General features: G+C 66.7%; 11 protein-coding genes. 5 read left to right on the top strand and 6 right to left on the bottom strand.

The features are described from left to right. Positions 1–52: 52 nt before the first annotated feature. On the bottom strand, positions 53–595 hold the full coding sequence (locus tag ACLJPD_RS09020) for a DUF6069 family protein (RefSeq protein WP_410871397.1): 543 nt from the start codon (positions 593–595) through the stop codon (positions 53–55). Between the two features lie 120 nt (positions 596–715). Between ACLJPD_RS09020 and ACLJPD_RS09015 the strand changes: the two genes are divergently transcribed. Then, positions 716–1,405, top strand: coding sequence for an SDR family oxidoreductase (locus ACLJPD_RS09015; protein ID WP_410871396.1), 690 nt, complete (start codon positions 716–718; stop codon positions 1,403–1,405). A gap of 264 nt (positions 1,406–1,669) precedes the next feature. Next, positions 1,670–2,452, top strand: coding sequence for a polysaccharide deacetylase family protein (locus ACLJPD_RS09010; RefSeq protein ID WP_410871974.1), 783 nt, complete (start codon positions 1,670–1,672; stop codon positions 2,450–2,452). 66 nt (positions 2,453–2,518) lie between these two features. Here ACLJPD_RS09010 and leuS read toward each other — a convergent pair whose 3' ends face one another. Further along, positions 2,519–5,359 (bottom strand): leucine--tRNA ligase, encoded by a 2,841-nt coding sequence (leuS, locus tag ACLJPD_RS09005; protein WP_410871395.1) that lies wholly within the window; start codon positions 5,357–5,359, stop codon positions 2,519–2,521. Positions 5,360–5,549: 190 nt separating this feature from the next. Here leuS and ACLJPD_RS09000 point away from each other — a divergent pair, with 190 nt between their 5' ends. From ACLJPD_RS09000 to ACLJPD_RS08990, 3 genes are all read left to right on the top strand, one after another. After that, positions 5,550–5,957 (top strand): SdpI family protein, encoded by a 408-nt coding sequence (locus ACLJPD_RS09000; RefSeq protein ID WP_410871394.1) that lies wholly within the window; start codon positions 5,550–5,552, stop codon positions 5,955–5,957. Positions 5,958–6,020: 63 nt separating this feature from the next. Further along, positions 6,021–6,359, top strand: coding sequence for a hypothetical protein (locus ACLJPD_RS08995; protein WP_410871393.1), 339 nt, complete (start codon positions 6,021–6,023; stop codon positions 6,357–6,359). A 484-nt stretch (positions 6,360–6,843) separates the two neighbouring features. After that, on the top strand, positions 6,844–7,161 hold the full coding sequence (locus ACLJPD_RS08990) for a hypothetical protein (protein WP_410871392.1): 318 nt from the start codon (positions 6,844–6,846) through the stop codon (positions 7,159–7,161). Between the two features lie 77 nt (positions 7,162–7,238). Here ACLJPD_RS08990 and ACLJPD_RS08985 read toward each other — a convergent pair whose 3' ends face one another. The 4 genes from ACLJPD_RS08985 to ACLJPD_RS08970 are packed head-to-tail and all read right to left on the bottom strand — an operon-like array spanning position 7,239 to position 11,672. Beyond that, positions 7,239–8,267: a pyridoxal phosphate-dependent aminotransferase gene (locus ACLJPD_RS08985; protein WP_410871391.1), complete on the bottom strand. Its 1,029-nt coding sequence runs from the start codon at positions 8,265–8,267 to the stop codon at positions 7,239–7,241. Further along, positions 8,264–9,277, bottom strand: a complete 1,014-nt coding sequence (locus ACLJPD_RS08980; protein ID WP_410871973.1) for a 3-oxoacyl-ACP synthase III family protein — start codon at positions 9,275–9,277, stop codon at positions 8,264–8,266. The genes ACLJPD_RS08985 and ACLJPD_RS08980 overlap by 4 nt, the downstream gene beginning before the upstream one ends. A gap of 2 nt (positions 9,278–9,279) precedes the next feature. After that, the gene (locus tag ACLJPD_RS08975; protein ID WP_410871390.1) at positions 9,280–9,939 is read right to left on the bottom strand and encodes an SRPBCC family protein; all 660 of its coding nucleotides are present in this window, start codon (positions 9,937–9,939) and stop codon (positions 9,280–9,282) included. Then, the gene (locus ACLJPD_RS08970; RefSeq protein ID WP_410871389.1) at positions 9,936–11,672 is read right to left on the bottom strand and encodes a thiamine pyrophosphate-binding protein; all 1,737 of its coding nucleotides are present in this window, start codon (positions 11,670–11,672) and stop codon (positions 9,936–9,938) included. The genes ACLJPD_RS08975 and ACLJPD_RS08970 overlap by 4 nt, the downstream gene beginning before the upstream one ends. Positions 11,673–11,784: the final 112 nt, after the last annotated feature.

Below are 11,784 nucleotides of genomic sequence, written 5' to 3'. Positions count from 1 at the left end.
ACCTATTCTGCGGCGGTGCAGGGCCGATGGCATCCCGGCGGCGGTGTGACGATCAGTACCCGGCTTGACGCGGCGTGTTCTGGGCGGCCGATCCGACCGAGCTGAGCATGGTCGTGATGCACAGTCCCACCACCAGGTTCACCGCCGCGGTCGCGATCTTGGCATCCAGATCGGCGACCAGCGTGAACGGCAGGATCACCGCGACGGCCGTGAGGAGCAGGCAGATCCAGGTGAAGAAGGTGAGCGGGCTCGGCATCGCCAGCAGCAGCACCATCAGCAGCGCCGTGGCCAGCAGCGCGGCGCCCGCGGCGGCGATGGCGTAAGAGGTGGTGGAGACGGTGCCGTACGCGCCCGCGCCTTCCGGCGAGAGGATCGCGATGCCGAGAACCCCACGGATCAGCATGATCGCGACGACCACCAGCAATGCCGCCACGGCGGCCGTGCCGATACCACCCGCCCACAGCTTGCCCACATTGATTTTGGGTTCGGGGTCACCCTGGGGGTAGGCGGGCTGGCCCTGGCCGTATTGGGGCTGGCCCTGGTTCTGGGGGTATTGCGGGTCCGCTGGTCCGTAGTTGTACCGGGGATCGGTCATAGTCCGACGGTACTAGTCGGTGCCGACATTCGCGCGTGGAAACGGCCACGGTGTCGAGATCCCCATACACCGTTGTCACGCCCGTGTGGCCGATCGCCGCCCGCGGATTAGCGTGAACCCATGACGGTGACCAGTACGCCCGCCCCGACCGCCCTAATCACCGGCGCCAGCCGCGGACTCGGCGCCGCGATCGCTCGTGAACTCGCGCCCACCCACGACCTGCTGCTCGGCGCCCGCTCCGCCGACGCGCTGAAGCCGATCCTTACCGAGCTGCCCGATGCGACGGGCTGGCCGGTCACGCTCACCGACTACCCCGCGGTGGCGGCGGCCGCCGAGCGGATCTCACGGCTCGATGTCCTCGTGCACAACGCGGGTATCGCTGATCTCGGTACGGTCGCCGAGTCCTCGGTCGAGCAGTGGCGCGCGACTCTCGAGGTCAATCTGATCGCCGTCGCCGAGCTGACGAGAATGTTGCTGCCCGCGCTGCGCGCCGCGAACGGGCATGTGGTGCTGATCAATTCGGGTGCGGGGCTGCGGGCACATCCAGGTTGGGGTTCGTATGCGGCGAGCAAATTCGGGCTGCGCGCCTTCGCCGACGCGCTGCGTCAGGAAGAGCCAGCACTGCGGGTGACCTCGCTGTTCCCCGGCCGCATCGACACCGATATGCAGCGCGCGATCGTCGCCGACGAAGGCCGCGAGTATCGGCCGGAGGAATTCCTCACCGCCGAGACGGTGGCGGGTGCGGTGCGAACCGCTGTCGACACACCGCGTGACGGGCACCCGACCGAGATCGTGCTGCGACCCCGCTGAGCTGCGCCATTCGGGTATGGTCGCCGATAGCTGCGTCCAGGGGTCGGCGCCGGAATTCGCACAGAAGTATCCGTCGGTTCAGGTATTCGATGGATTCGATGGATACCGTCTGCCTGGTTCTCGGCGCGCCTCCGCCGATGGACTGACCGAAGGGTGCGACGAAGGAGTACCCGTAGGGAGGGAAGAGGTGGAGTTCAGCGCCGAGAACTGCGGCGCCAGCCGCAAATGATTCGAGTAGGGGGTTCGGCAGTGGATAGACGTCGAATGCTGGCGATGTTGGCTGCGGGTACCGCCGTGGCGTTGACCGGTTGCGCGACCGCCGAGGGAGAGCCCGTCGCGGCCGGTTCCGCCGGCGAGATCCCCGTCCCGCCCACTGCCCCCGCGCAGCCGCTGATCCCGCCCCCGCCGGGCGGTCCGAAGTCGATCATTCCCCCGAAGCCGATTACCGCGCTCCCCGGTCCTGGCCTTTCCATGGCATTGACCGTCGACGACGGCGCAAGCCCCGAAGTCGTCGGCGCCTACGTGAAATGGGCCAAGGACACCGGCGCCCGCTTCACCTTCTTCGTCACCGGCTACTACGAATCCTGGACCATCCACCGCGACGCCATGCGCCCGCTGGTGGATTCGGGCCAGATCCAGCTCGGCAACCACACCTGGGACCACGCCGCCCTGACCAAGATCAGCTCCACCGCGGTCGCCGATCAGCTCGGCCGCACGAAAACCTTCCTGCGCAACAACTTCGGTGTCGACGGCACCCCGTATTATCGCCCGCCGTTCGGCTATCACAACGCGGCAGTCGACAAGATCGCCGCCGACCTCGGCTACACCGTCCCCACCATGTGGTATGGCTCCCTCTCCGACTCTGGCCTCATCACCGAGGAATACCTGATCGAGTGCGCCCGCAAGTATTTCGCCGCGCAATCGATCATCATCGGCCACGCCAACTTCCCCCCGGTCACCCACTGCTACGGCCAGCTGGTCGACATCATCAAGGAACGCCATCTCGCCCTGGTCACCCTGAACGATGTTCTCCAGGTAGGAGTCTGACGGCACAAAGTAACCCCGGCGATGTGAGGCGAAATCAGGGATCGTCCGGGGTTACGGCGGCGCGGATCAGGGGACGATGTTGACCATCTTCCCCGGCACCACGATGATCTTGCGCGGCGCTTGACCTTCGAGCAGGGCGATGACCTTCTCATCCGCCAGGGCGGCGGCCTCGATCGACGCGGGGTCGGCGTCGGCCGGGACCTGAATTCGGCTGCGTACCTTGCCCTTTACCTGAATCGGGTACTCCACCGAGTCCGCGACCAGCAGCGCGGGGTCGGCGGCGGGGAACGGACCGTGGGCCAGGGATGTGTTGTGGCCCAGGCGTTCCCAGAGTTCCTCGGCGATGTGGGGGGCAAGCGGGGCGAGCATCAGCACCAGGGGTTCCACCGCGGCGCGGGGGGCGCCGGTGGGGTAGTTCTTGGTGAGGTGGTTGGTGAGCTCGATCAGCTTGGCGCCGGCGGTGTTGTCGCGCAGGGCAGCCAGGTCGTCGTCGACACCGGCGATGGTGCGGTGCACCAGGCGCAGAGTTTCGTCCGAGGGCGCGGCGTCGGTGGCCTTCACCGTGCCGGTCTCCTCGTCGACCACCAGGCGCCAGACGCGCTGCAGGAAGCGGTGCGCGCCCACGACGTCCTTGGTCGCCCACGGGCGTGAGGTGTCCAGCGGACCCATCGACATCTCGTAGAAGCGGAAGGTATCGGCGCCGTAGAGGTCGCACATCTCGTCGGGCGAGATGGCGTTCTTCAGCGACTTGCCGATCTTGCCGTACTCCTGGAAGACCTCGTTCTCGACGCCGTCGGCGCCGGTCCAGAAGAACTTCGCGTCGCGCTCGACGACTTCGGCGGCGGGCACATACGCGCCACGGGCGTCGGTGTAGGCGTAACCCTGCACGTAACCCTGGTTGTACAGGCGGCGGTAGGGCTCGCTACCCGAGACATCGCCCAGGTCGAAGAGCACTTTCTGCCAGAAACGCGCGTACAGCAGGTGCAGTACCGCGTGCTCCACGCCGCCGACGTAGAGGTCGACGCCGCCCGGATCGTTCGGGCCGTGTTCGGCCGTGCGCGGGCCGAGCCAGTACTTCTCGTTCTCCTCGGCGCAGAACGTCTCGGCGTTGGTCGGGTCGGCGTAGCGCAGCTGGTACCACGACGATCCGGCCCAGTTGGGCATGACGTTGGTGTCGCGGCGGTACAGCTTTGGCCCGTCGCCCAGATCCAGTTCGACGTTCACCCAGTCGGTGGCCTTGGCCAGCGGCGGGGAGGGCTCGGAGTCGGCGTCGTCGGCGTCGAAGGTGACCGGCGCGAAGTCTTCCATCTCCGGAAGTTCCACGGGCAGCATGGATTCCGGCAGCGCGTGGGCCACACCGTCGGCGTCGTAGACGATCGGGAACGGCTCGCCCCAGTACCGCTGCCGCGCGAACAGCCAGTCGCGCAGCTTGTACTGGACGGTGCCGGTGCCGTGGCCATCGGCTTCGAGGTGACCGATGATGGTCGCCTTGGCCTCGTCGACCGAAAGGCCGTTCAGGAAGCCGGAATTCACCAGTTTTCCGTCACCGGAGTGCACCCCTTCCGCGACGTTCCCGCCGTCGATCACCTCGATGATCGGCAGGTTCATGGCGGTCGCGAAATCCCAGTCGCGGCTGTCGTGGCCGGGCACCGCCATGATGGCGCCGGTGCCGTAACCGCTCAGCACGTAGTCGGCGATGAAGATCGGCACCTGCTTGCCGTCGGCCGGGTTGGTGGCGTAGGAGCCGAGGAAGACGCCGGTCTTCTCCTTGTTCTCCTGTCGCTCCAGATCCGACTTCGCCACGATCGACTTGCGGTATGCGGCAACAGCTTCCGTGGGGGTGGCGCTGTCGTTGGTCCAGCGGGCGTCGGTGCCTGCGGGCCACGCCTGCGCGGTCAGCTTGTCGACCAGTTCGTGTTCGGGGGACAGCACGACGTACGTCGCGCCGAACAGGGTGTCGGGGCGGGTGGTGAACACCTCGATGGTTTCGCCGTCGGCGTCGAACCGCACCTGGGCGCCGCGCGAGCGCCCGATCCAGTTGCGCTGCATGGACTTCACGTTGTCCGGCCAGTCCAGCGTGTCCAGGTCGTCGACCAGGCGGTCGGAGTAGGAGGTGATGCGCATCATCCACTGCCACATGCGCTTACGGAACACGGGGAAGTTGCCGCGCTCGCTACGACCGTCGGCGGTAACCTCTTCGTTCGACAGCACCGTGCCGAGTCCGGGGCACCAGTTGACGATTGAATCCGACTGGTACACCAGGCGATACGAGTCGATCAGCGCACCGCGCTCGGCGGCCGACATGGTGTTCCAGTCCCCGTCGGGAACCGGACGCGCGCCGGTGGTGAACTGGGATTCCAGCTCCGCGATCGGCCGGGCCCGACCGGCTTCCTGGTCGTACCAGGCGTTGTAGATGCGCAGGAAGATCCACTGCGTCCACCGGTAGTACTCGGGATCGGTGGTGGCGAACGACCGTCGCGGATCGTGGCCGAGGCCGAGGCGGTCCAGCTGACGCTGCATCGTCGCGATATTGGCCTCGGTGGTCACCCGCGGGTGCGCGCCGGTCTGCACGGCGTACTGCTCGGCGGGCAGGCCGAAGGCGTCGTAACCCAGCGCGTGCAGCACGTTGCGGCCACGCATGCGGTGGTAGCGGCCGAACACGTCGGTGGCGATATAGCCGAGCGGGTGACCGACGTGCAGGCCCGCGCCCGAAGGGAACGGGAACATGTCCTGGATGAACAGCTTGTCCGGCGGCGTCTCGCCGGCGAGCGGACCGACCGGGTTGGGCGCGTTGAACGTGCCACGCTCGGTCCAGTTCTGCTGCCAGCGGCGCTCGATCCGCCCAGCCAGCTCGGCGTTGTACCGGTGCTGAGGTACGTCAGTCTCGGTTGCACGAGTGTCCTGCACGGTCCTGCCTTCTTGTTCTCGCCGATCCCCGGTAAACATCGTCTAACAGCGTAGAACGTCGGTGCGAGGCGATTTCCCAAGGGCCGAGAACGTGCCGCCGGGTCTTGTGGGCCCCGCAGGTGGTGTGTGGCCGGTCACGCTCGGCGGGAGCCCTGATTTCAGCCTTTCCCGGGTGCGCTAGCCTGCATGAATGGTCGTCGTCGCTCTCCTGTTGTTCGCGCTGGCCGCGGTCGCCATCGTGACCGGCGTGCTCGGACTGCTCGGCAAACTGCCCCGCAACCGCTTCCTCGGTGTCACCACCGAAGCCGCGCTGCACAGTGACGACAATTTCCGGATCGCCAACCGCATCGCCGCACCCACCTCCGTCGGCGCGGGCGCACTGCTGTTCGCCGGCGGACTGGTCGTGCTGGTGGCAGGCGGTCTCGCAGGTCTCGGCGTAGCCGCGCTGGTGGCCGTGATCGCGGTCTTCACCCTCGGGGCAGGCGCCAACGCCGCCGCCCGCACAGTCGAACCCCTCCTGCCCCCCGCGCCCGTCGGCGGCTGCGGCTCCTCCTGCGGCGGTTGCTCCCTCCGCGACACCTGCGCCCCCGCGAATTAACCCCCTGGCGGCAGGTTCTGCGGTCCGGTAAAACTGGAGGCAGGACCTTGACCGGGGGGCATCATGAAGATTGTCGGGGCGGGGCTCGTGCTCGCATTGATCGGCGCGATCATTACCAGCTATTCAGCGATCATCGGGATCGTCGTGGTCGTCGTCGGGGTGCTCACCATCGCGGTCGGCGGCGTGCTGATCGTTCGCGATCCCGGCGGTTCCAGGAAGTCGAAGCGGTGGTGGGCTGTCGGCGCGTCCGAGGCCGGGGCCAGCTGGTTCGGTGACGGCGGCGGGCAGACGCACGGCGGCGGTGGTGGGAGCAACAGCAGCGGTGGACACGGTGGCGGCGGCTGTAGTGGTGGCAGCAGCAGCTGTGGGGGCGGCGGTTGTGGGGGCGGCGGCGGCGACTGATCACTGACCGCGGCTGAGTCACAAGGGAATTGCAAGCCCGCGCGGTTACGGTCGGCCTCGACATACCGGTTCAGGTAGGAGGGTCCATGAGTATCAGCGATGTGGTCACCACAATCCTCGCGCTCGTTGTCGGAATGCTCGGCGTAGTGGGGATCGTGACCGTGCCTGTCATGGTCATTCTGGCGATTGTTCAACAGACCTCTGATCCTGCGGGGCGAGCGGAAAGGCGCGCCCGGATCGTGGTGAATCGACACGCACGGGATCTGGCGCGGGCTCGAAACCGACAGCGGGGATACAACTCGGGCTTGAGCAGTTGGAGTTCGGTCAGTACCGGCTGGTCCGGAAGCAGTAGTAGCGACAGCGGTAGCAGCTGGTCGGGGAGCTGCGACTCCGGGTCGAGCAGTAGCTGTGGTGGTGGCAGTAGTAGCAGTTGCGGTGGTGGCAGTAGTAGCTGCTGAGTTATATCGACTGAATTGGGGAAATCATGAAGGTACTCGGGCTCGGACTTGGGCTGTTGTTTCTCGGATTGCTCATCGGTGCGTTCGAACCGCTACCCGGCGTCCTGATCATGATGGTCTCGCTGGGCTTCATCGTGACCGGTGCTGTGCGCCTCAACCTCACGTCCGGACAACGCCGAATGCACGCTGGCGGCCGCCGCAATCGCGGTTGGGCCGCGGGTGGGGCCGCTTCCGCGGGCACTTACGGCACCGGTGACAGCGGTGGTGGCGGAAGCAGTTTTGGCGGCGGTAGCAGCTGCGGAGGCGGCGGTGGCGGATGTGGTGGCGGCGGCGGAGGCTGCTGAGCCGCGGAGGACCGGGACCTGGTGGAGGGTCCAGGTCCCGGTCGTGGTGACCCGGTGAGCACCGGGTCAGGAATTGGTCAGCGCAGGTTGGCGAGGGCGGTGTGGACGGCTCGGCCCGCGGCTGGGTCGCCGACCGCGATGCGGGCGCTGCCGTCGGGATAGGCCTTTGCTTTGATGCCGGCGCGGCGCAGGGCGGTGGCTACGCCGGGGCCGGGCAGATAGAGGAAGTTCGCGTGGCTGCGGGGGACATCGATTCCACAGGCGCGCAGAGACATTCGGAGGATTTCTCGTTCGCGGTTGATGGTGTCGACACGGTCGTGGAGTTCGGTGGGGGCGGCATAGGCGGCGCGGACCGCGGCGACCGAGGTGGTGGGGATACCGAAGGGCAGTTGCTGGTGGCGGATTCGTTCGATCAGCTTTCCGCGGCCGACGCAGTAACCGATGCGCAGGCCTGCCAGTCCGTAGGCCTTCGAGAAGGTGCGCAGGATCAGCAGGTTCGGGTAGCGGTGGAGCAGCGTGCGGATATCGAGTCGGTCTGTCGGGGCGAGGAATTCGACGTAGGCCTCGTCGAGGAGGACGGGTACGCGGCGCGGGATCGCGGCGAGGAAGGATCCGACGGCCGCGATGTCGAGGACCGTGCCGGTGGGGTTGTGCGGGCGGCACAGCACGACCAGGGAGGTCCGCCGGTTCACCGAGCGGCGCATGGCGGTCAGATCCTGGTTGCCCGCGCGATCAAGGGGGACCGGGACGAGCGTCATCCCGGCCTGGGCTCCCATGATCGGGTACCCGTCGAAAGTCGGTGTGCTGGTGAGCAGTTCACCCCCATCGAGCGCCCGCATCACCTGCATCGCGACACCGGTGGCCCCGGCGCCGACCACCACGTTGTCGGGTGAGACCCCGAGGTGGTCGGCGATGACGCGCGGCAGTTCTTCCGGAAGGAACTCCGGATACCGGTTGGTCTGGGTCAGTGCGGTGGTCACCGCCGCGAGAACGGAAGGCAGTGGAGGAAAGGGATTTTCGCTGAGACCGAGGTCGAACAGCGTGGGTGTTGCCGTGGTGTGGAACTGACGGGAGGGAATCGTCGGTTCCACCAGTTGCAGACTCATCGCGCGGCGCCCCAGCGAATGGCCGCCGCGCCGGCGAAGTCGCCCGCGTGCGCGAACGCCGACAGCAACACCACCGACCCGTTGCGCAACCGGCCTGCCCGGTTCTCCGCATCGAGCGTCACGGGAATTCCTGCGGCGAAAAGGTTTCCGCACTGATCGAAAGTATCGGGATGGCGTTCGGCGGGCAGTTCCAGCGCGTCGTGCCAGTTGCGCAGGAACAGCCGGTTCGGCTGATTGGTGACGAAGGTGTCGATATCGCTGCTCTTCACCCCGATCCGCGCACACACCGCTTGCGCCACCTCGGGCACGAGTCGATTGCCGCGGGCGAACACCTTGGTGATCTTGGATTCGGAGAAGCTCACACAGCCCTGACCCTCGCCCGGCTCCCAGTACTTACGCGGACCGTTCGTGGAAAAGTCCATGTCACCGGCGAATTCGGGATATGTGCGGGTTTCGATATCGAGGATCGGCCCCGAATCATCCTTGCGCAGCAGGCCGATTCCGCAGCCGTCACCTGGCACCGGCGCCTGCGCCAGTTTCCGGATATCGGGCTGGGTGAACACCGGTCCCGCGCAATTCTGCGCGGCGACGATCAGCGCGGTCTTCGCGTCGCTGGTGGCCATCATCATCCTGGCCATCGCCATCATCTGGACGAACGCCGCGCACCCGCTGTTGTGCACATCCAAGACCTGCGACGGATGCGCACCCAGCCGACGAGCCAGCTCAGGACCCGCGCCGAGTACCGGATTATCGGGCAGCTGGGTGTGGGTGATGATGATGTCGATCTCGGCGGCGAGGTCGGCGCCGTGGCGGCTCCGCAGCGCCTCGAACGCCTTCTCGGCCATGTCGACGGCGGTTTCGTCGCGGCCGATGTGATGGCGGCCGGTCGGCGAACGGAACATCACGTTCTTCGCCATCCGCTCCGAACGGGAGAACTGGGTGAAGTATTCGGTCGGGACCGGGTCGCCGGGCAGATAGCTCGCGACATCGACCAGACTCACCTGCGGCATATTCACTGCATCCACTCCGGCTTGATCGGCAGCCCGTTGGCCGCGCGGTATTCACAAATGGCTTTGAGGTTGTCCAGCTCCAGCTGATGTCCGGCGGAGAACATCTCCCAGAAATCGCCGACCCAGACGGGCCGCTTCGGCGGAGCTGTTTCGGGATAACCGTTTTCGTCGTAGAAGGGGTGTTTGCAGTTGACCCAGGTCACTACCGAACCGGGCTTGTTGAACACCACCTGGGCGTCGACCACCCGCATCAGGTAGATCATCCAGAGGTGCTCGGACTGGTCCCACGCGCAGTGATAGTCGACGGTCATCGCGTCGGCATGGGCGACGGTGCGGGTGAAACACTTGGTTGCGTCACCGAGGCGGTCGTAGGCCAGCCACAGGCCGGGCTCGTCGGTTTCGGTGAATCCGCGCAGGCTGTAGGTCCATTCCTCGAGCGAGCGGGTGTCGGCGAGGTACTCGTACACCTCGCGCGGCGGGGCGGCGATGTAGGTCTGCACGGGGCAGTAGTCGCCGAAGACCTGGTCGTGCGGATACACCGAACGCAGCATGTCCATGATGATCGGCGTGGTGGTCTCCCGGTCCGAGGTCTCGATGCGGATGACGCCGGGCACCACCGCTTCGGGAATGTCGGACAGGGCTGGCAGGGCGCTGGTGGTCACAGGGTGCTCCTGGATTCGAGGGCTGACAAGAAGGGCAGAAACGGCGGGACTTCGTCGGGGTCGCAGAGGATTTCGAGAAAGGACGGGCCGGGGGTGGCGAAGCTGTGGGTCAAGCTGTCGAACAACCGGTCGGGTTCGGACACGGTGCGGGCGGCAAGTCCTGGGAACATGGCCGCGACGCCTGCTCCCAGATGTGAGTGCTGAAAACGGTTGAAGCTGTAGCGATCCCGGTAGTAGAGCTGTTCCCGGGTGACACACATGGCGTGTGCGTTGTTGTTGAACACCACGAAGGTGATGGGCAGGTCGTGCTCGATGGCGGTGTGAATCTCCATGCCGTGCATGAAGAACGAGCCGTCGCCGGCGATGACAACGGTGCGGTGTGGGCCGTCGGGTGCGGCGCGGCGGGCGAACGCGGAACCGATACCCGCGCCGAAGGCGTAACCCATGCCGCCCATCCCGAGTGCGACCGTGAAACGCCCGCGCTCGGGTACCCGTAGGTAATGCACCACCGAGGCGCCGGTGTTACCCGCATCGGCGAAAATGTCGGCGCCATCGGGCAGTGCGCGTTGGATCGCCTCGACGACCGTGCGATAGCGCAGGCCGGGGCCCCCGGCTTCGGGCACGGTCATCGGGGTGGGCTCGGCCGACCTTGCGGTTGTTGTCGGGCCCGCGCCGATTCCGGCCAGCATGGTGGTGATCGTCGCGGCGAGATCGGCACCGGTGGCGTGAGTTGCCGCAACGTAGGGCGGCAGGGCGCCGATGCTGAGTACCGGCAGGTCGGCGAGGGCGGTATCGAGTCCGGCGCGGGCGGTCACCGGCAGCCGGGTGCCGACGAGCAAGCAGGCACTCGCCGCCGACAGGGCCTCGACCAGCTCGGCATGACCCATGCTGCCCGCGACGCCGCAGTAGCCGGGGCCGGTATTGGAGTACACGTCCTTGGCGTCGGGGGCCAAGCCGATGGCGGCATCGAGCACCGCGACCAGTTCGGCGAGTTCGGCGCGGGCATCGTCGCGAGCGATCTGATCACCGGCGATGATCACCACCTTGCCGATGCGCCGGGCGTCGGCGAGTTCAGCGGCGATGGTGTGGGTGGAGACCTCGGCGTGAGCGCAACGTTCGACAGATTCCAGGCCCACGTTGTCGGCCGGACCTGCGCTGTCGGTTGCAGTGCTCGAGTCGAAATCTGTCGACGTAGTCAGGCGCACCGGCATCACCTGCTGTTGAACATCTTTCGGAATCAGCAACACCGCGGGCCCACCATCGTGCGCAGCCGCGATCGCTGCCTCGAGCTGCGCGGGCAGTTCGGCGGGGTCGGTGACCCGAGCGCAATACCGGCTCACCGTCGCGAACAGCGCTGCCGCGTCGATGGATTCGGCCAGCCCGCTCGAATCCTGAAAGGCGCCGAACCCTTCGATACCGGTCGGCGGCTGTCCGATCAATGCCAGCACCGGTACCCGCGAGGTGAACGACTCGGCAAGTCCAGCAACAAGATTCATGGCACCACCGCCCGAAGTGGCGGCGACGACACCCATCCCGCCGGTGCTGCGCGCGTACCCGTCGGCCATCGTCGCCGCGGAGAACTCGTGCTTGGCGACGATCCCGGCAGGTGAACCACCCGCATCGAAGATCGCGTCGTACAGATCCTCGATATTGGCGCCGTCGACACCGAAGATCTGGGTGATTCCTCGGTCGGCTACCGTCCTCACCAGGTAGTCCACCACTCTGTCCGGCATCGGCCCTCCATCTGCGCGACGAAACTCGACGGGCTGTTCACCGCGTCTACCGGGAACTACGAGGCGCACCGAGGGGGAGTTCAGAGGGTGGGCGAAAACCACCCCTTGTGTG

This window comes from Nocardia sp. A7 (assembly GCF_046549215.1).
In the GTDB taxonomy this organism is placed as follows: domain Bacteria; phylum Actinomycetota; class Actinomycetes; order Mycobacteriales; family Mycobacteriaceae; genus Nocardia.
Note: the sequence above shows the minus strand (reverse complement) of the source record. Positions and strands in the feature narration are given on the sequence as shown.

Excerpts from the sequence above, each read along its gene's own strand:
- ACLJPD_RS08980 (WP_410871973.1), bottom strand. The coding sequence starts at position 9,277 with ATGCCGCAGGTGAGTCTGGTCGATGTCGCGAGCTATCTGCCCGGCGAC.
- ACLJPD_RS09010 (WP_410871974.1), top strand. The coding sequence starts at position 1,670 with ATGCTGGCGATGTTGGCTGCGGGTACCGCCGTGGCGTTGACCGGTTGC.
- ACLJPD_RS08985 (WP_410871391.1), bottom strand. The coding sequence starts at position 8,267 with ATGAGTCTGCAACTGGTGGAACCGACGATTCCCTCCCGTCAGTTCCAC.
- ACLJPD_RS08995 (WP_410871393.1), top strand. The coding sequence starts at position 6,021 with ATGAAGATTGTCGGGGCGGGGCTCGTGCTCGCATTGATCGGCGCGATC.
- ACLJPD_RS08990 (WP_410871392.1), top strand. The coding sequence starts at position 6,844 with ATGAAGGTACTCGGGCTCGGACTTGGGCTGTTGTTTCTCGGATTGCTC.
- ACLJPD_RS09000 (WP_410871394.1), top strand. The coding sequence starts at position 5,550 with ATGGTCGTCGTCGCTCTCCTGTTGTTCGCGCTGGCCGCGGTCGCCATC.
- ACLJPD_RS08970 (WP_410871389.1), bottom strand. The coding sequence starts at position 11,672 with ATGCCGGACAGAGTGGTGGACTACCTGGTGAGGACGGTAGCCGACCGA.
- ACLJPD_RS09015 (WP_410871396.1), top strand. The coding sequence starts at position 716 with ATGACGGTGACCAGTACGCCCGCCCCGACCGCCCTAATCACCGGCGCC.
- ACLJPD_RS09020 (WP_410871397.1), bottom strand. The coding sequence starts at position 595 with ATGACCGATCCCCGGTACAACTACGGACCAGCGGACCCGCAATACCCC.